Source organism: Microbacterium sp. LBN7 (assembly GCF_045690345.1).
GTDB lineage: Bacteria > Actinomycetota > Actinomycetes > Actinomycetales > Microbacteriaceae > Microbacterium.
In genome coordinates this window covers 278,189-296,129 of sequence record NZ_CP147856.1, presented here as the reverse complement: position 1 = coordinate 296,129, position 17,941 = coordinate 278,189, and the positions used below count along the sequence as shown (strand labels likewise).

Annotated in this window: 17 protein-coding genes; 6 read left to right on the top strand and 11 right to left on the bottom strand. The window is 69.5% G+C overall.

The window, feature by feature from the left end:
- Positions 1-100 precede the first annotated feature (100 nt).
- Genes LBN7_RS01475 through LBN7_RS01455 form a run of 5 tightly spaced genes read left to right on the top strand, consistent with a single transcriptional unit; the run spans position 101 to position 4,058 of the window.
- Positions 101-940: a DUF3097 domain-containing protein gene (locus LBN7_RS01475; protein WP_341945714.1), complete on the top strand. Its 840-nt coding sequence runs from the start codon at positions 101-103 to the stop codon at positions 938-940.
- A 26-nt stretch (positions 941-966) separates the two neighbouring features.
- Positions 967-1,692 (top strand): tRNA (guanosine(46)-N7)-methyltransferase TrmB, encoded by a 726-nt coding sequence (trmB, locus tag LBN7_RS01470; RefSeq protein ID WP_341945713.1) that lies wholly within the window; start codon positions 967-969, stop codon positions 1,690-1,692.
- Entirely contained in the window at positions 1,689-2,522 is an 834-nt protein-coding gene (locus LBN7_RS01465) for a CPBP family intramembrane glutamic endopeptidase (RefSeq protein ID WP_341945712.1), read from the top strand. Before trmB ends, LBN7_RS01465 begins: the two co-directional genes overlap by 4 nt.
- Before the next feature lie 26 nt (positions 2,523-2,548).
- Complete coding sequence (locus LBN7_RS01460) at positions 2,549-2,941, top strand: DUF1304 domain-containing protein (protein ID WP_116635298.1); 393 nt, start codon at positions 2,549-2,551, stop codon at positions 2,939-2,941.
- 40 nt (positions 2,942-2,981) lie between these two features.
- Positions 2,982-4,058: a DNA polymerase IV gene (locus tag LBN7_RS01455; RefSeq protein WP_341945711.1), complete on the top strand. Its 1,077-nt coding sequence runs from the start codon at positions 2,982-2,984 to the stop codon at positions 4,056-4,058.
- 15 nt (positions 4,059-4,073) lie between these two features.
- Here the strand turns inward: LBN7_RS01455 and LBN7_RS01450 are convergent, their stop codons facing one another.
- Complete coding sequence (locus LBN7_RS01450) at positions 4,074-5,822, bottom strand: alkaline phosphatase family protein (RefSeq protein WP_341945710.1); 1,749 nt, start codon at positions 5,820-5,822, stop codon at positions 4,074-4,076.
- 83 nt (positions 5,823-5,905) lie between these two features.
- Between LBN7_RS01450 and LBN7_RS01445 the strand changes: the two genes are divergently transcribed.
- Positions 5,906-6,526 (top strand): hypothetical protein, encoded by a 621-nt coding sequence (locus tag LBN7_RS01445; RefSeq protein ID WP_341945709.1) that lies wholly within the window; start codon positions 5,906-5,908, stop codon positions 6,524-6,526.
- Here the strand turns inward: LBN7_RS01445 and LBN7_RS01440 are convergent.
- The 10 genes from LBN7_RS01440 to LBN7_RS01395 form a co-directional block, all read right to left on the bottom strand.
- Positions 6,516-6,914 carry a RidA family protein gene (locus tag LBN7_RS01440; protein ID WP_116635295.1) on the bottom strand — a complete coding sequence of 133 codons (399 nt, stop codon included), beginning with the start codon at positions 6,912-6,914 and terminating at the stop codon, positions 6,516-6,518. The genes LBN7_RS01445 and LBN7_RS01440 overlap by 11 nt on opposite strands.
- Positions 6,915-6,986: 72 nt before the next feature.
- Positions 6,987-7,964: a zinc-binding dehydrogenase gene (locus tag LBN7_RS01435; RefSeq protein ID WP_407360751.1), complete on the bottom strand. Its 978-nt coding sequence runs from the start codon at positions 7,962-7,964 to the stop codon at positions 6,987-6,989.
- Positions 7,965-7,983: 19 nt separating this feature from the next.
- Positions 7,984-8,406, bottom strand: coding sequence for an organic hydroperoxide resistance protein (locus LBN7_RS01430; RefSeq protein ID WP_341945707.1), 423 nt, complete (start codon positions 8,404-8,406; stop codon positions 7,984-7,986).
- Positions 8,407-8,435: 29 nt separating this feature from the next.
- A complete protein-coding gene (locus tag LBN7_RS01425) occupies positions 8,436-8,900 on the bottom strand; it encodes a MarR family transcriptional regulator (RefSeq protein ID WP_341945706.1) in 465 nt (154 codons plus the stop codon).
- Between the two features lie 47 nt (positions 8,901-8,947).
- Entirely contained in the window at positions 8,948-10,555 is a 1,608-nt protein-coding gene (locus LBN7_RS01420; protein WP_407360750.1) for an MFS transporter, read from the bottom strand.
- A complete protein-coding gene (locus LBN7_RS01415; RefSeq protein ID WP_407360749.1) occupies positions 10,552-11,295 on the bottom strand; it encodes an ion channel in 744 nt (247 codons plus the stop codon). The genes LBN7_RS01420 and LBN7_RS01415 overlap by 4 nt, the downstream gene beginning before the upstream one ends.
- Positions 11,292-12,758, bottom strand: coding sequence for a DUF2252 domain-containing protein (locus tag LBN7_RS01410; protein WP_407360748.1), 1,467 nt, complete (start codon positions 12,756-12,758; stop codon positions 11,292-11,294). Before LBN7_RS01410 ends, LBN7_RS01415 begins: the two co-directional genes overlap by 4 nt.
- Before the next feature lies 1 nt (position 12,759).
- Positions 12,760-14,136: a hypothetical protein gene (locus LBN7_RS01405; RefSeq protein ID WP_407360747.1), complete on the bottom strand. Its 1,377-nt coding sequence runs from the start codon at positions 14,134-14,136 to the stop codon at positions 12,760-12,762.
- 14 nt (positions 14,137-14,150) lie between these two features.
- Complete coding sequence (locus LBN7_RS01400; RefSeq protein WP_407360746.1) at positions 14,151-15,275, bottom strand: AI-2E family transporter; 1,125 nt, start codon at positions 15,273-15,275, stop codon at positions 14,151-14,153.
- A gap of 60 nt (positions 15,276-15,335) precedes the next feature.
- On the bottom strand, positions 15,336-17,900 hold the full coding sequence (locus LBN7_RS01395) for a LuxR C-terminal-related transcriptional regulator (RefSeq protein WP_407360745.1): 2,565 nt from the start codon (positions 17,898-17,900) through the stop codon (positions 15,336-15,338).
- Positions 17,901-17,941 lie beyond the last annotated feature (41 nt).

The window sequence follows — 17,941 nt, the reverse complement described above, 5'->3', positions numbered from 1 at the left end:
CGAGCCCCATGGCACGAGTCTATGCACAGAGGCCGACACGCGACAGCATCCCTTGCCCGATCTCCGTTCGCCATCAGCGGAGACACATACGCTGGAAGGCATGGATGACCGGTACGGATCGGATGTGCTCTCGGCGGGCTGGCGCGAGCGCGGGGCGAAGAAGGTGCCGCAGGTGCCGGCCGAGATCGACCTCGTGGTCGAGGTCGCGGACGACGGCTACTGCGGCGCCGTGACCCGTGTGCAGGGCGGCAACGTGGAGCTCGAGGACCGCCTCGGTCGAAAGCGGCTGTTCCCGCTCGGCGGTGGGTTCCTGATCGACGGCGCTCCCGTGCGACTCGTCGTTCCCGCAGCGTCGGAGCAGGGTCCGCGGCGCACGGCATCCGGATCCTTCGTCGTCGCCGATCAGCGCGCACGCGTCGCGCTGCCCAGCCGCATCCTCGTCGAGGGCAAGCACGACGCAGAGCTCGTCGAGAAGGTGTGGGGCGCGGACCTCCGCGTCGAGGGCGTCGTCGTCGAGTTCCTGCAGGGCGTCGACCTGCTCGACGATCTGCTGGCCGCGGAACCGCCGAGCGCGAGCCGCCGCTACGGAGTGCTCGTCGACCACCTCGTTCCCGGATCGAAGGAGTCCCGCATCGCGGATGCCGTGGCGCGCGGTCCGCACGGCCGCCACCTGCGCATCGTCGGGCATCCGTTCGTCGACGTGTGGCAGTGCGTGACTCCGCGCGCCCTCGGCATCGCGAAGTGGCCGGAGATCCCTCGCGGCACCGACTGGAAGACCGGCATCTGCCGCGCGTTCGGCTGGCCGTACGAGACCCAGGCCGACACCGGGCGCGCGTGGCAGCACATCCTCTCGAAGGTGACGACCTACCGGGACCTCGAGCCGGCGCTGCTGGGGCGCGTCGAAGAGCTCATCGACTTCGTGACCGCGCCCGCGGAGTGAGCGTCTCCGCCGACTACCCTGGAATCATGCCCGAACCCCGCACCTTCCGTGACGAGCCGGTGTCCTTCGTACGCCGCAGCGGCCGCATGTCGGAGGCGCAGGACCGCGCCTTCTCCGACCTGGCCCCGCACTATCTGCTCGACGTCCCGCGGGACGTGGCCTGGACGTCGGTGCACCCGGAGGCGCGCCTGGATCCCGCTGAGGAATACGGTCGCGCCGCCGACCTGTACGTCGAGATCGGCTCGGGGCAGGGCCACGCGATCGTTGCGGCGGCCTCGTCGCGCCCTGCAGACGACTTCCTCGCCGTGGAGGTCTTCCGCGCCGGCCTCGCCCGCACGATGCTCGACGCCGATCGGGAGGGCGCTCGCAACCTCCGCGTCGTCGAGGCCAACGCGCCAGAGGTGCTGGCCTCGTTCCTCCCGGAGGCCGCGGCCCGGGAGGTGTGGATCTTCTTCCCCGACCCGTGGCACAAGAAGAAGCACACCAAGCGGCGCCTGGTGCGCCCAGGATTCGCCGACAACGCGGCGCGGGCGCTGCGCGACGGCGGACTCCTGAGACTCGCCACCGACTGGGAGGACTACGCCCAGCAGATGCGCGAGGTGCTCGATGCGGAGCCGCTGTTCGAGCGCGCGTTCGACGGCGAGTGGGCCGAGCGCTTCGACGGTCGGGTCATGACGGCGTTCGAGCGCAAGGGCATCGCGAAGGGACGCGACATCCGCGATCTCGTGTATCGGCGGCGGGACCGCGCGTGACCGTCGTGCGGGGCGACACCGCGCTCGGACGCGGCATCGCGCCCGCGCTCCTCGTCTGCGCCGCGGCGCCCGCGTTCTTCGTCCTGGAGATCCCGTGGCTCGGCTGGGTGCTGCTGGCGCTGGGCGTCGGTGCCGCCTGGGCTCTCGAGCGCGGGAAGGTGACAGCATCCGATCCCTCGCTGACCAGGGACCTGTCGCTCATCGCCGTGGGCATGCTGATCGTCAGCGTGATCCCGCTCGCCGCCGAGCTCGACGACATGGCGATGCTCCGGTTCACGCTCGCTCTGGGCGGGGCGGTCGTGGTGCCCTACGTGATCTCCCGGTTCGTCTACCGCGACCGTGCCATCAGCTTCCCCTGGCGCACCCGCAAGCGCTGGGGCCGCCTCCAGTGGGGCTGGCTCGTCGCGGTGCTGGTGCTCGGGTGGCTGATCCTGCCGTTCTACTTCATCACCAGCGGCGTCTATCAGAACTGGCCGGTCGTCGACACGCCCGAGCTGATCGTGCGACTGTTCGTCGGCGTCGGCGCCGTCGGCATCTGGGACGAGCTCTTCTTCATCTGCACGGTGTTCGCCCTGCTGCGCCGGCACTTCCCCGACGTGGTCGCGAACGTGCTGCAGGCGATCGTGTTCGTGTCGTTCCTCTGGGAGCTCGGCTACCGCGAGTGGGGTCCGCTGCTCACGATCCCGTTCGCTCTGCTGCAGGGCTTCATCTTCCTGCGGACGCACTCTCTCGCCTATGTCGTGACGGTGCACCTGCTCTTCGACGCTGTCGTCTTCGCCGTCCTCGTGCACGCGCACAACCCCGGACTTCTGCCGATCTTCCTCGTCTGAGCCGGCTGTTCTGAGAGAATCGGTCCATGCTCATCGTCGGTCTCGTCCTCGCCGCAGCCGCTGCGGCCTTCCACGTGTTCATCTTCGCGCTCGAGTCGCTGAAGTGGACCGAGCCCGAGACGAGGAAGATCTTCGGCGTCGCCAGCGAGGCGGATGCCGTCACGATGAAGCAGCTCGCCTTCAACCAGGGCTTCTACAACCTCTTCCTGGCGCTGACGACGCTGCTCGGCATCGGTCTCGTGATCGTCGGGTCACCCACCGTCGGGTTGACGCTCGTCTTCGCCGGCACCGGCATGATGGCCGCCGCCGCGCTCGTGCTGGTGCTCTCGGACCGCACGAAGATCCGTGCCGCGGTGATGCAGGGGACGCTCCCGCTCCTCGCCGTGATCGGCACGGCGATCGGCATCGCTCTCGGCTGAGAGGGGTGACATCCGGTCCACCAGCCGCCACACTCGTTGCATGGCCGACTGGGTGCTGCACGTGGACATGGATCAGTTCATCGCCGCTGTCGAGGTGCTGCGCCGCCCCGAGCTCGCCGGCCGTCCTGTGATCGTGGGCGGACGCGGCGACCCGACCGAGCGCGCCGTGGTCTCGACCGCATCCTACGAGGCGCGGGAGTTCGGCATCGGCTCGGGGATGCCGCTCAAGATCGCCGCGCGGAAGGCGCCGGAGGACGCGGTGTTCCTGCCCGTGGATCACGAGGCGTACGCAGCCGCCTCCGCCGAGGTCATGACAGCGCTGCGAACCCTCCCCGGCGTCGTGCTGGAGGTGATCGGCTGGGACGAGTGCTTCCTCGGGGTGACCACCGACGACCCGGAGCAGACGGCGCGCGATGCGCAGGCGGCCGTGCTCGACGCGACCGGCCTGCACTGCTCGGTCGGCATCGGCGACAACAAGGTGCGCGCCAAGATCGCGACCGAGTTCGGCAAGCCCCGGGGCACCTTCCGGCTCACCGAGGAGAACTGGTTCGAGGTGATGGGTGCGAAGCCCACGCGTGATCTCTGGGGCGTGGGATCGAAGGTGCAGAAGCGCCTCGCCGATCACGGCATCCAGACGGTCAGAGAGCTCGCGGATGCCGACGAGCAGGAGCTCGTGACGGAGTTCGGCCCGAAGATGGGCGTCTGGTATCACGGCCTCGGATCCGGCCTCGGGCCGCACGTCGTCGACGACACGCCCTGGATCGCGCGCAGCCACAGTCGGGAGACGACCTTTCAGCAGAACCTCACGACCACGGCGGAGGTCGAGGCCTCGCTCCGCGAGCTCGCCGGGCAGGCCTTCGACGACTGCGCAGCCGAGGGGCGGCCGGTCATCCGCGTCCATCTGAAGGTTCGGTACGCGCCGTTCGAGACGAAGACGCTGGGCCGCAAGCTCGCCTCTCCGACCGAGCGACGGGACGACGTCATCGACGCGGCTGTCGCGCTCGGCTCGACTCTGGACGCCGAGCGCGAGATCCGCCTGCTGGGCGTCCGCGTGGAGATGGCGATGCCGGACGACGGCGACCCCGTCGAGCGGACGCCGGTGCGCGGCCGGATCTGAGCAGGGAGCCGAGGCTCACTCGTCGTAGACGCCGAAGAGCCCTGATCCGTACCGGGTGACCGCTTCGTACGCCTCGCCGTAGGTCTTGGGAGGTTTCGAACCCGGGTTGTAGCGGGCGAGGAGGAGGCCCGTGAGGCCGACGGCCGGAGCCGTGAGCGGGCGGTGCTTGTGCTTGGTCGCGGACGAGGTCGCATCATCCTCCTCCGGATTGCGCCCGACGTAGAGCGCGCGCGGCTTCGGCCAGGTGTACGGCTGCCGAGGCTCGGTGAGGTTGATCGCGTTGAAGATCGGGTTCGCCGTCTGATCCCTCAGCGTCAGGGGCGACAGCCCGTGCTGACGGCACAGGGTGTTGATGATCGAGCCGTGGTGCATCTCATCGTGGATGACGGTCTCTCGGGCCGTGTAGGCGCTGACCACGATGGCGGGCACGCGCACCCCGAGCCGATCGAAGACGAACCCCATCTCACCGGGGCCGCTGCGGTCGGGAGGCGTCGTCTGCGGCGGGGCCACATGGTCGTACGTCCCGCCGTGCTCGTCGAAGGTGATGACGAGAGCGGTGTTCATCGCGTTCGATCCCTTGTGCGACTTGCTCGTGCGGATCGCGTCGTAGATGTCCTGGACCAGCCGATCGCCGGCGCGGACATCGGACAGTGCGCTGTTGTAGACCGGCACGGTCTCGCCGTCGATCTCGACGTCGGTCTCGCGGACGTGCGCGCCCCACGGCGGATGCATGTCGTTGTGGTTGAACACCATGCGGGGCTCGATGAAGCTGTAGGCCGGGAGATCGCCGCTCTTCACGTCCTCGTAGAACTGGCTCATCTCCCGGAAGTTGGTCTTCCAGTACGGCTGCAGCACGGGGGAGTGCAGGAGTCCCGTGAGCGAGACCAGCTGCGATCCGTCGTAGTAGATGCGCCACGGGATGCCCGCCTCCTCGAGGCGGTTGAAGATCGTCGGTGCCGCCGGCCCGTCGATCCACTTGTAGTACCCGTCGCCGCCGTGGTTCGTGACGTACCCGTGAGAGGTCGAGGCATGGAAGAAGAGGCGGTTGCAGAACGTCTGGGACGGAACGGCGGCGTGCCACGCGTCATAGACGGCGAACTCGCGCGCGAGGGTCGAGAGCACGGGCATCATCTCGGGGCTGAAGCCGCCCATCGCGATCCGGTACTCGTCGGCCGTCGGAGGTCGACCCTTGTCGAGCTCGAAGTTGATGACGTAGTCACGCACGAAGCCGTCGTTCGTGGGAGTCGCTCCGGTCGGGGGCGTGTTGAACGGCGGCATCTGGCCGTTCTTCCGGATGTGGGCGTTGCCCGCCGGATCGACCGTGCCGAAGAGCTGGGTGTTCACATGCGGGAAGTGCTCACCGGGGTCCGGCTGCGGCGACTGCATGATGTGGTCTGTGGAGCCGGAGTAGATGTGCGCCTCGATCGCTTCGCCGTCCGGACCGGGGTTGGAGTACGAGCCCTGCGCGAGTCCGTCGAACTCGTCCTTCGACTTCTCCTCGGCGCTGTAGAGGTGGCCGAGCATGTTGTCGAAGCTGCGGTTCTCGAACATGACCACGACGACGTGATCGAATCCCGGGACCTTGCGCGTCGGAAGCGGTGCGAATTCCGGCGGACTGGCGGTGGCCGCCGCGGTGACGGCGGCTCCTGCCGACCCGCCGATCGCGAGACCCGCGGCGCCGATTCCCGCTCGACGAAGAAAGTCACGACGTGACTGCGGCGAGGACGAGTCCCCGTCCGCCTGCGTGCTGCTTGTGTCTTCCACCCGCACCTCCTCTCGCATAGTAGCAACGCGCAGGACCGCCGAGCGTCGACCGTCGACGACGGATATATCGCTAAGGTCTAGGCATGGCGGAGCGAGTGCGATTCGACAGGAATGCGCGATACGGCGCGAGCATGGGCGGCGTGCTGTTCGCGGGTTACCTGAACATCGTCACGAGCTTCGACGCGTTCATCCAGGCGGAGAACTACGCCGGGGTCCTGGGCACCGACATCCCGGCCGTCGACGTCTTCGAGTTCCTGGTCTGTCTCGGCCTGTACATCGTGTCGTTCGCGATGTTCCCCACCTCGGCCGCGCGGCGTCTCGGCGCCGTCACCCTGGCCTGCGTGACCTTGCTGCTCTGGGCCACGATCGGCATCGAACGGGGCGTGGGCAACATCGTCGAGCCGATCAGCGTCTGGCAGTTCGTCACTGATCAGGGGCTGATCACGCTCCTCGTGAGCCTCGGCGGGTGGCTGATCGTCAGGGAGCGCACACCCGCCGCCTACGTCGTCCTCCTGCTGGCTCTGGTCTCGCCCGTCGTGAGCAGGCTTCTCGTCGAGAGCTCGGTGACCTCCGGGGCCTACGCGCTCGTCACGCTCGGCGTGGTGGTCATCATCGGTCTCGGCGGCGCATGGGCGGCCGTCGCCATCGACAGGTGGGTCCGCGCCCGGCGCTCACGCTCGGAGACCGCGCGCCTCAGCGGATGACCGCGGCCACCGCGCTGACCTCGATCAATGCTCCCGGGACGCCGAGACCCGCGACGAGTGCCGCGGTGACCAGGGGCGGCGCCCCCTCACGCGCCAGCTTCGACGCGACGGCCCCGTAGGCGGCGCGCAGATCGGCATCCTGATGGATGAGGACGGTCCAGCTGATGACGTCGCCGAGACCCGCGCCGGCCGACTCCAATGCGATCCTGGCGTTCTCGACGGCGCGAGCCGACTGCTCGGCGGCATCGGCCGAGACGACGGCTCCCGTGGTGTCGACGCCGTTCTGACCGCCGACGTAGATCGTGGTCGCACCCGGGGGCACGACGGCGACGTGACTGAATGCCGGGCTGACGACGAGCCCCTCGGGCTGAGCGAGTGTGATCTCCATGAGGGGAGTGTGCACCCGGGGTCGGACACTGGGCAACGGGAGGGGGCGTCGCCGGCCGCCTCCCGATGCGCGTCAGAACTTCAGCAGCACCTTGCCCACGCGGCCGGGGGTCCCGTTGGCGCGGACGGCCTCGGCGATGTCGGCGGCGTCGAAGACGCCCGCGACGGGAAGCGTGAGGGTTCCGTCGGCGATGCGCTGGAACAGCTCGCCGAAGAGGGCCTTGCGGTCGGCCGGATCGAGCGCCGGGATCACCTTGCTGCCCCAGAAGCCCTTCACGGTGGCCTGCTTGAAGATCACGTCGGAGGACGCGATCTCCATGGTGGGGGAGTCCATGGCCCCGAAGGCCACGAGCGTTCCCCCCTCGGAGAGGAGCGAGAGCACCTGTCCGGCGGATGCTCCACCGACCGAGTCGACGCCGGCCACGACGCGGGCATCGCCGATGAGAGCGGCCGCCTGCTCCTTCCAGTCGTCCTGGTCGGTGGCGATCACGTTGTCGATGTCCTGCGCGCGGAGCTCGTCGACGCCGGCGGAACGGCGGACGAGTCCGAGGACGTTGATGCCGCGGGCGGCGCCGAGCTGAGCCAGCATCCGCCCGACGGCGCCGTTCGCCGCGTTCTGGACGATCCAGTCGCCCTCCGTCACGTTCAGGAACTGCAGCAGGGTCATCGTGCTGAAGGGCATCGAGACGAGCTGGGCGGCGCTCTCGTCCGGCAGCGAGTCGGGTACCGGGACGAGTCCGGCCGCGCTCGCGAGGATGTACTCGGCCCAGGCGCCGAACGTGCCGCCGGTGGCGACGCGCTGGCCGACGGCGAGGTGCTCGACACCCTCGCCCACGGCGTCGACGATGCCGAGCGCCTCGGTGCCGGAGGCGGCGGGAAGCTCGGGCTTGAAGCCGTAGGTGCCGCGGACCGTCCAGAGATCGTGGTTGTGGATGGGAGAGAGGACGATGCGCAGGCGCACCTGACCGGGACCGGGCTCCGGGACGGGGCGCTCCTGGACCTCGAGGACCTCTTCGGGCGTGCCGAATGTGGAATGGATGAGTGCGCGCATGGTGGTTCTGCCTCTCGGGTCAGTCGTCGGAGACGGTGATGGTGACATCGATGTTGCCGCGGGTCGCGTTCGAGTACGGGCACACCTCGTGCGCGGCGTCCGCGAGGGCCTGGGCCTGCTCGTGCGGGATCTCGGGGATCACGACCTCGAGCTCGACCGCGAGGCCGAACCCGCCACGACCGTTCTGGCCGATCTGCACGCGCGCGCCCACCGAGGAGTCGGCGATGCGCACCTTCTGGGCGCGGGCGACGCTCTGCAGCGCCGAGTGGAAGCAGGCCGCGTACCCGGCGGCGAAGAGCTGCTCGGGGTTCGCGCCATCGCCGCTTCCGCCCATCTCCTTCGGAATCGCGAGATCGAACTCGACGCGGCGATCGCTCGTGGCGACGTGGCCGTCGCGTCCGGCTCCGGTGGCGAGGGCCTCTGCGGTGTAGAGAGCTTCCATGGGGTGCGGTTCTTCCTTTCGATCGGTGGTCATTCGCCGCCGCGAGCGTGCGCGGCGGCGGCGTTCGTGGTCGCGTCCTGCAGCAGCGCGGTGAGCTCCTGCAACTCGGCGATGAGTCGGCGGCGGTGCTCGTCGTCGCGGATGCCGGAGAAGCCGGCCACCTGTGCGGGGATGGACGCGAGCTCGCCGCGCAGCGACTGGCCGTCGGCGGTGAGGGTCACCGTGACGACCCGCTCGTCATCCGCGCGGCGCGATCGCGTGACGTGGCCGGCCTGCTCGAGGCGGCGCACCAGGGGCGACAGGGTGCCGGAGTCGAGCTGCATCGCCTCGCCCAGCGAGCCGATCGTCTGGTCGCCTTCGTGCCAGAGGATGGCGAGCACGAGGTACTGCGGGTAGGTCAGCCCCCAGGGGGCGAGCAGCGCACGATACGCCTGGGTGGTGGCGCGGGCGGCGGAGTAGAGCGAGAAGCACACCATCTCATCGGTCACGGCCATACTTGGAGTATGTCACGCAATTGAGTTGTGCACAATTTAACGAAAGTTCAGGCGGCCTCCGTGCGTCGACGCACCTCGATCCCGCTCGGGATGCCGCGGGAGAAGAAGAGCGCCAGGAGACTGATGATGATCAGGCCGAAGAACGCCACCCGCAGCGACGAGAGCTGCGAGTCGCGGTAGATCTGCGCGAGCTGATCCGCGTCATCCTCGCTGAGGCCGGCGGCCTCGGCGATCTTCGGCACGTCGGCGGCCGGGACGATCGTGACGCCGTGCTCCGTCGAGGCGCTCACCTGTGTCTGCGTCTCTGCGGGCAGATCGCTCTCCGCGACGCCCGAGGCGAACGACGTCGACAGCGCTCCGATCAGGATCGAGCCGATCAAGGCGGTGCCGAGCGACGAACCCAGGTTCTGGAACACTCCCTGCAGCCCGCCGACCTCGCTCGTCTCCTTCGCGGAGACGCTCGACATGTTCACGTTCCCCAGCTGCGAAGCCAGCAGCCCGAGGGCTGCCCCGGACAGGAACATGCCGGCGGCGAAGAGTCCGCTCCGCAGATCGCTGGTCGCCGAGCCGAGCAGCACGAGCGAGCTGAACACCAGGAGCAGCTGTCCGATCCGCACGATCGTCCGCGGCGACATCCGCTTCGAGAGCCCGGTCCCCACGATCGAGAACAGCACGAGGGCCACCGACAGGGGGAAGATCTTGATCCCCGTCTCCAGCGCGTCGAGCCCGAGCGTCATCTGCAGGTAGACCGGCACCATGAAGAAGAGACCGGCCGTGACGGCGTACTGCGCACCGAGCACCGAGAGCCCGCTGCGGAGCGAGGAGATCCCGAACATCTCGACGTTCACGAGCGGCGGTCGCCCGAGGCGCACGAGCCGGCGCTGCCGGACGATGAACAGCGCGATCAGCAGCACGCCGAAGACCACGAGCCATGCGGTGAGCGAGATGCCGAGCGGCGCCACGTCGACGCCGCCGATGACGGGGATGCGCAGGGGCACGATCCAGCCCCAGATCTTGCTCTGCAGCATCCCGAAGACGACGGCGACGAGCCCGGCCGACGACAGTCCGACGCTCAGCAGGTCGATGCGGATGCTCGTGCGCGGTGTCGCATCGGTGATCACTCGAGCGCAGAGCACCACGACGATCATGATCACGACCTCGGCGACGAAGACGTAGCGCCAGTCGAAGTAGGTCGTGACGAAACCGCCGATCAACGGGCCTGCGGCGACCGCCGCGCCCGACACGGCGCCGATCACGGCGAACGCCGTGACCCGGTCGCGCCCCTGGTAGTTGTCCGCGACGAGAGCGGCGATCGCCGGGATCACGAGCACGGCCCCGAGCCCCTCGATGACCGACCACCCGAGGAAGAGCGTCTGCACGTTCGGGCTGAGCGCGGTCACGAGAGAGCCGACCGCGTACACGCACGATCCGATCACGAAGGCCCGGCGACGACCCCACACGTCGCCGAGCTTCGCCCCCAGCAGCATGAACGCCGCCATGGTCAGCGTGTAGAAGGTGATGGCCCCCTGCATCGCGGCGACGGTCGTGTCGAGGTCGACGACGACGGTCGAGATCGACACGTTCATCACGGTGCCGTCGAGCACCATGACGAACTGCGCGCAGCCGAGCACGATGACGACGTTCCATCTCCTCATGAGATCTCCTCCGGAGTCGCGGTGCGTGCGCGGTCGATCGCGCTCCTGTCGCCTGTTCCGCGCATGATGCGGGCCACGGCGGTGATGAGGAACAGCTGGCCCGTGATCGCCTCGGCGACCGCGACGGCCTGACTGCCCGCGGTGACCGGCGCGATGTTGCCATATCCGGTCGTGGTCAGCGTCGTGAAGGAGAAGAACAGCTGATTGGAGAGCGACTCCTCGCTGCCCTCGCCGAACATGGGCGTCGAGGTCACGAGCGACAGGAGATTGAAGAGGAAGGCGAAGAACAGGCCGACGAGCACGTAGGCCGTGATCGTCGCGAGCAGGGCCTCGAGGTTGAAGCCGCGCCGCTTCGCCTGATGGGCGACGATCGCGGCCGGGGCGACGAGCAGGGCGAGCATCGACGCCGTGGAGAAGACGACGTCCAGCACGTGCCCGGCGGCCCCGAACACGGTTCCGAGCGTCGTCGCGACGGCTGCTGCGGCCAGGACGACCCAGGCGACGTGCTGGATCATCGCGCGCACCGCCGTGACGTGGAAGATGACGGCGACGGTCGCGAGGATGAGCAGGAAGGCGAACGGACTCGGATCGGTGGATCGCTGCGTGGCACACAGCGCGTACGAGAGCACGAGCAGCGCGAGGGCGACGGTGTACCCCGCGACCCCGTGGCGATCGCGGACGACGGTGTAGCGCGCGCGATGGCGCGCCACCGGATCCCCGCGTCGCGTCGTCGCTGTCACGGTTCCGCGCTCTCCCGCTCGCCGCCGGGCAGCCGCCCGGATGCGAGCGCCTCCCGGAACGCGGCGTGGTCCTGATCGTTCTGGTCCGCGTACGAGTCCGCGTACGCGACGACGGCATCCTCGAACCGACGCCCCCTGCCGAGATATCCGGCGATCTCGAGACGGTCACCGCTGCGCGCGTGAGCCCGCGCGAGGGTCTCGCCGCAGACGCGTGCATAGAGCGCGGCACCCCGCGGCGTCATCGTCTCCGGATCGATCCCGCCCTTCCAGTCGTGCAGCTGCCGGATGTAGAAGTCGCGTGTTCGACCGTCCAGTCCCGTGACCTGCTGCCACCCGAGGAAGATGTCGGACGCGGCCTGCATGAGTCGCTGACCTCTGACGACGCGCTCGCCGGATCCGGCATACCGACTCGGTCCCAGGAAGCGCTCGAGCACCGAGGGCTGCGCCTCCTTCGCCTGGAGCAGCAGCGGATCGTCGTCGTCCCGTCCGCTCAGCAGGATGACCCAGGCTCGGGTGCCCACGCTGCCCACTCCCACCACCTTCCTGGCCATGTGCCGGTATCGATACTCGGACAGCGGATGCCGTGCTCCGGGAAGCGTCTGACGGTAGGCGTCGAGGATCTCCCGCATGGCCCCGGCGTCGTCCACGTCGTCGACGCCGTCGACCAGATCCTCCACGGGGACGATCAGGGGCGGGTCCGCGGTGATGCGGAGCTGTCCGTCCTCGACGCCGACCAGCTTCGAGAACGACTTCCTGCGGTCGCGCTTGCGGGCCTTCCGCAGCGCGGCCTCCAGGCGCTCGACAGCCTCGTCATCGGCTCGCCGACGTCGTCGTTCCGATCGGATGCGATGTCGCGCACTGTCCGCATCGAACCGGTCGTACCAGGCATCGAGCACCGACGCGTCGGCCGCCCTGCTGACGGTGATGCGATAGCCGCGGACCGCCTGCTCCACGCACTCCCGGATCTCCGACGGCGTGAATCCGCGTTGCCGTCCGGCGACGGCGAAGCTCGTCGCCAGTCGCTTGACGTCCCACTCGAACGGTCCGGGGAGGGTCTCGTCGAAATCGTTCATGTCGAAGATCAGCTGCCGCTCCGGGGTGCCGAAGACGCCGAAGTTCGACAGGTGCGCGTCTCCGCAGAGCTGCACGATGACGCCGCTGTGCGCCGCGGTCGCGAGATCGGCGGCCATCGGCAGCGCCGCGCCGCGATAGAACGCGAACGCTGACGCGGCCATCCGCGCGTACCGGATCGGCACGAGCTCGGAGACGCGCGACTCCGCCTGCTCCTCGAGGAGTGCGATCGGGTCGCTGCGTCCGGGCGGCGCGACCCAGGGCCCCTGCGCCGATCGGGGCGCCCGCGCTCGGGCATCCCGCCCCCTGCTCCGTCGCAGGACGAAGTCCGGGGCGGCCGGGAGCGGGGCGGTCGTCTCCGCGTCGTCGTGCGACCTGCGTTCCTTCGCCATGTCACGCCTCGGATCGCTCGGCGACGAGATCGTCTGCATCCGGGGTCACGGCGCGGGTCTCGTCCGGAGGGATCTCCACGATCTCCAGGATCATGATGACGATCGCGGCGAGCACGACCGTCCACACGACGAGGCCGGACGTGAGGGGACGCACGAGGAGGACCACGGCGGCGCCGACGGCGGCGATCACGACACGGAGGAGGGTGTGCTGGGCATGCAGCCAGCGGCCCGCACGCCCCGCTGTCACCCCGTGCCGTGCCATGCCCGCCCGAAGTCGGGCAGCGCCCGCCTGTGCGGCGGCACGCAGTCGCCGCGGCACCCCGAACGGGCCGCTGAACCAGGTGACGACGGCGACCGCGACGGCGAGCACCAGCACGGCCACGGCGGTGTCGCGCATGGGCCCCGCGAGGGTCTCGTACATCACGCCCGCCGCATCGGCGGGGATCGGACCCGAGCGCATGGCCGCATCGAAGAACACACGACCCACGGCGAACCCGGCGATCAGGATCAGCATCGAGGCGGCCAGCGCGAGGGCCGACACGATCGTCGCGACTGAGCGGCGGTGAGCCACGAGGGCTCCGGCGATCAGCAGGGCGATCGCGACCCAGGGCAGCCACAGTCCCGCGGCGACCGCCAGGCCGTACGCGAGCTGCACGGTGGGCAGCGCGTCGGATGTCGCGACCACGACGGTGCGATCGACGGCCGGGATCGACGAGGCGAAGCCGATGCCCTGATCGACGAGCACCTCTTTCACGCGGTCGATGATCGGGGCGAGCTGGATGCCGATCGTGCCGCCCTCACCGAGGGTGACCGCTGCGCTCGGATCGTTCTGCAGCGCTCCGGTCACCTGCGCGTGGGTCACGCGCAGCGCCGATGCCCACACATCCGCGAACGCGTCGGATTCCACGAACCGGGTCACGACGGTCGTGACGAGCGACTGCACACCCTCGGCAGCCGGACCCTTCAGGAGTTCGAGTGCCCGTGTCGCGCGCTCGCCGGTGCCGAGGTCGATGATGCCGTCGATGACGTCGGCGGTGAGCGCGGGGATGTCGATCTGCTCGCCGATGACGGCGACGACCTGGGTCGTGACCACCGACTGCACGGCTGGGTCGTCGGCGAGCGGCGCGAATCCGTTCACGAACCGCTCGGTGTCGGTGAGCTGCACGTGCGTCCACGTCGCGACGACCGCGACAGGGGCGAGGAGCGCGCCGAGCGTGATCAGCACCGTGGCGAGGAGCGTCCGTCCCCAGGTCCGCCGTCTCCGTGCGGGCGCGGGGGAGCCCGGGCCGGACACCGGCAGGCCGCCGCGGAGCACGGCGTTCTCCTCTTCGAGGGCGGCCAGTCGGCTCTGCAGCTCCGCGATCTTCGGTGTGCTCATGACGGACTCCGACCTCAGGTCTTGGCGTCTTGCCGGGGGATGGTGACCTGCTTGATGATCAGCAGGATCGCGGCGGCGACGGGGATCGACACCAGGGCGCCGAGCAGTCCGAGCAGGGTGCCCCCGACGAGCGCGCCGATGATGACGAGGGCGCCGGGCACCGCGATGGCCTTGTTCATGATCCGCGGGGTGAGCAGATACGCCTCGAACTGCATGTAGATCAGGTACAGCACCGCGAAGATCAGCGCCAGGAGCGGGTCGGTGAACAGCGCGAGCACCGAGGCGATGATCCAGTAGAGCACGGGTCCCACGAGCGGGATGAGGGTGATCAGGAAGGCGGCGAGTCCCATGAAGGCGGGGAACGGCAGCCCCAGCGCGAAGTGCAGGATCGTCGCGAACACGGCGTTGCAGGCCGCGAGGACCACCATCCCGATCAGGTAGGCGCCGACCGAGTCCGTGATGGTCTCGGTGAGCTCGGCGACCTTCGGCCGGTCGCGCGCCGGCGCGAGGCGATAGAAGCTCGTCTGGAAGGTGGACAGCGACGCGAGGAAGTAGAGCGTCAGCACGATGACGATGAGGATCCCGGAGATCGCGTTCCCGATGCCGAAGCCGATCGCGAGCGCACCGCCGCCCAGCAGCAGCAGATTGCCCGGGTCGGCGAGGAAGGCCGAGAGCTGATCGAGCGCGGTGCCGACGACGTCGCCGATCTGCGCCTCGAATCCCCGGTACCAGTCGGAGGCCTGGAACTGCGCGATCGCCGAGGGGATCGAGCGGGCGAACTCGGCGATCTGCCGGAGGGCGGGAGGCACGATGAAGGCGAGCACGACGATGACGACCACGAGGAAGACGCCGAAGACGACCGCGATGGCGCGCGGCCTCGACATGCCGTTCCGCTCGAGCCGCTTCACCACGGGATCGAGTCCGAGGGCGATGAAGATCGCCAATGCGATGTAGATGAGGATGGTCGAAAGCGACGTGAGTGCGACGCCGAGCACGAATGCGGCGAGTCCGCCCAGGACCAGAGCGAACCCCAGGCCGAAGGGATGCTCCAGCGCGGTCAGGATGCTGAGGCGACGCGGCGGCGGGAGCGCCGGAGGGGAATCCGGCGGCTCGGATGCGGGCGGTGTCGCGTCGCTCATCGTGTCACTCTGCTGGTGCCGGTATATCGCCCGCGTCATCCTTTCCGGGCGATTTGCGCGTCAGAGGATGCCGAGCTCCTGCGCCCGCGCGACGGCGCCGTTGCGGTTGGCGACGTCGAGCTTGCGATAGATGTGGGCCGTGTGGGTCTTGATCGTGTTGACCGAGACGAAGCACTGCGCCGCCAGCTCCGTGTTGGTCATGCGCGAGGGCAGATGCGCGAGGATCTCCAGCTCCCGGTCGGTGAGCTGCTCCGCGAGCAGCGGCGAGGTGACTCGTCGCTGATGGCTCTCGCGTGCGCGCTGCAGCACCGTGGTGCGGAATCGCGACGGGGCACCCGGAAGCTCGGCGATGAGTCGGACGACCTCGGGGCCCATGCGCGGGAAGACCGCGACGAGCCCGTTCGATTCGGCGACGGCGAGGGCCTCGGACAGCAGGTCCCGCGCGGCGGATGGTCCGCCTTCCGACGCGGCGAGCCAGGCCTCGAGGGTGAGGCGCTCCACCCTCTCCCGCGGAGCAGCGTCCGGATCCGGCGCGGTCCACGCCAGGCGACGGCGGGCCATCGTCGGTCTCCGTTCCGTGAGCGCGGCCGCGATCGACTCGACCAGCAGTGGGGACCAACGACCCGTCGGCACGTCGAGCGGCGCGGACGACCGCTGGGCACGCAGCGTGCGAGCGTCCTCTGCACGCAGCGCCGCATCGACGATCGCCGGAGGGCGGCCCATGCCCTGGGGCAGGGCGGTCGGAGGCTCATCGGCATCCATCAGCGTGCGGACGAGGTGAGCGATCCACAGCAGCTGCGAGCGTCTGTTCGATTCCGCACGCACGACGCCCTCGTGCAGATTCAACGCGGCGCTGCCGGGCTCTCCGCGCTCGACGGCGGCGAGAGCGGCCGCGAGGTAGGCGTCCGCCGGTGCGGGGTGGGCGAGCAGCTGCGCATCGGCGGCGAGTTCGAGCGCCTCCTGGGCGAGCGACGAGGCGTGCGACACGCGACCGCACCACGCGTCGAGCAGCGCGATGGAGCCCAGGAGATGCACGCGGTAGGGCGAGTACTCGGCGCCGGGGCCGGCGAGGGCGTCGTCGAACCAGCGCCGGGCCCGCACGAAGTCGCCGGAGAGGAAGTGCGCCCGTCCCCCCGACGTGCGCGCGAGCGTGTGCAGGAAGGACGGATGCATCAGTCCGAGGATGTCGGGCGGCCGCAGCGTCGGGTCGTGCCGGAGGAAGGCGATCGACGTCTTCGCCGCGCGCAGGGCGATCTCCGGTTCCGACCGGAACTGCACCCGCGCGGCGATGTAGGCGTGCACGACCGCGGACTGGGCTGCGGTCAGGTCGTCGCGCGCGCTCTGCGCACGGAGGACGTCTTCCGCGCGGACGGCATCGCCGCTCATCCCGAGCACGATCCCCCGCAGGATCTCGGCGTCCGGGCGCTCGGCGCGGACCTCCGCCGGTACCGCGTCGAGCCATCGACTCACCGACAGCGTCCTGCTGCGCTCGAACACGTCGCGGCCGCTCGCGAGGAGCAGATCGAGCACGCGATCCCACTCCCGCGCTCGGAGGAGATACGCCATGGCCGACGGCAGGTCGCCCTCCCGGAGGTGCCACTCCGCCGCTGAGATCAACAGCCGGGTCTCCTCGCCGTCGCCGCGCGCGCGGAGCCGGTAGTGCAGCAGATCGCGGAACAGGTGATGGAAGCGGAACCACTCCCTGCGCTCGTCGAGGGAGACCAGGAACATCGAATCGTGCTGGAGCTCCTCGAGGAGCTGCGCGGCGTCGTCGAGGTGCAGCACGGACTCGATGAGCTCGGCCGACATCCGATCGAGCGACGACAGGCGCAGCAGGAGGTCCCGGCGCTCCGGCGACTGCTGCGCGAGCGCCTGCTCGCTGAGGTAGTCGGCGATCAGGAGATCCGTGCCGCGGAGGTGCTGAGCGAAACCCTCCGGATCGTCCTGATCGCGCAGCCCGAGCGCGGTCAGCTGGACTCCTGCCGCCCATCCCTCCGTCCGCTCCATGACGGCCGACAGGGTCGCCGCGCTCACCGGGCTGCCGATGATCCGCCGCAGCAGCGTGGCCGCGCTGTCGTCATCCAGCGCGAGGTCGGACTGTCGCAGCTCCAGAAGCGAGTGCCGCAGCCGGTGCCGGCTCCACGGGAAGCCCAGATCCACCCGGGAGGACAGCACGATGTGGTTCTCCTCCGGCAGATGATCCGCCAGCCACCAGATGTCGGCGAGCAGCGCGGAGTTGGACACGGCATGCGCGTCGTCGATGATCACCGTCGTCCCCGGATGCTCGCGGAACACGGCCAGGAGCGCCTCCAGCACCGGTCGGCCGAGCGCCTTGTCGCTCAGGGCGTGCGGCGTCCCGAGGTCGTGACGACTGCGGGGATCGCTGCGGAATCCCTCGAGCAGGCGGGCGACGAAATGCTGCGGATCGTCGTCGGCGGCCTCCAGCTCGAGCCAGACGAACCGCACATCAGGGCGCGACTCGACCCACTGCGAGAGCAGCACCGTCTTGCCGGATCCCACCGGGGCGACGATCGTGCTCAAGGGCGCGCCGAGCGCCGCGTCGAGTCGGCGGCGCAACCGCGGACGATCGACGGCGTGAACCGGCACATGGGGGAAGACGGTCATCGCGCTCTCGCGCTCAGTATCGCAGTGCGCGACCAGATCAT

Bases quoted from the DNA above. Each gene is read 5' to 3' on its own strand.
- LBN7_RS01460 (WP_116635298.1), top strand. From the start codon at position 2,549: ATGCTCATCGTCGGTCTCGTCCTCGCCGCAGCCGCTGCGGCCTTCCAC.
- LBN7_RS01440 (WP_116635295.1), bottom strand. From the start codon at position 6,914: ATGGAGATCACACTCGCTCAGCCCGAGGGGCTCGTCGTCAGCCCGGCA.
- LBN7_RS01400 (WP_407360746.1), bottom strand. From the start codon at position 15,275: ATGAGCGACGCGACACCGCCCGCATCCGAGCCGCCGGATTCCCCTCCG.
- LBN7_RS01430 (WP_341945707.1), bottom strand. From the start codon at position 8,406: ATGGAAGCTCTCTACACCGCAGAGGCCCTCGCCACCGGAGCCGGACGC.
- LBN7_RS01420 (WP_407360750.1), bottom strand. From the start codon at position 10,555: ATGAGGAGATGGAACGTCGTCATCGTGCTCGGCTGCGCGCAGTTCGTC.
- LBN7_RS01455 (WP_341945711.1), top strand. From the start codon at position 2,982: ATGGCCGACTGGGTGCTGCACGTGGACATGGATCAGTTCATCGCCGCT.
- LBN7_RS01445 (WP_341945709.1), top strand. From the start codon at position 5,906: ATGGCGGAGCGAGTGCGATTCGACAGGAATGCGCGATACGGCGCGAGC.
- LBN7_RS01395 (WP_407360745.1), bottom strand. From the start codon at position 17,900: ATGACCGTCTTCCCCCATGTGCCGGTTCACGCCGTCGATCGTCCGCGG.
- LBN7_RS01410 (WP_407360748.1), bottom strand. From the start codon at position 12,758: ATGGCGAAGGAACGCAGGTCGCACGACGACGCGGAGACGACCGCCCCG.
- LBN7_RS01475 (WP_341945714.1), top strand. From the start codon at position 101: ATGGATGACCGGTACGGATCGGATGTGCTCTCGGCGGGCTGGCGCGAG.
- LBN7_RS01435 (WP_407360751.1), bottom strand. From the start codon at position 7,964: ATGCGCGCACTCATCCATTCCACATTCGGCACGCCCGAAGAGGTCCTC.
- trmB (WP_341945713.1), top strand. From the start codon at position 967: ATGCCCGAACCCCGCACCTTCCGTGACGAGCCGGTGTCCTTCGTACGC.
- LBN7_RS01405 (WP_407360747.1), bottom strand. From the start codon at position 14,136: ATGAGCACACCGAAGATCGCGGAGCTGCAGAGCCGACTGGCCGCCCTC.
- LBN7_RS01425 (WP_341945706.1), bottom strand. From the start codon at position 8,900: ATGGCCGTGACCGATGAGATGGTGTGCTTCTCGCTCTACTCCGCCGCC.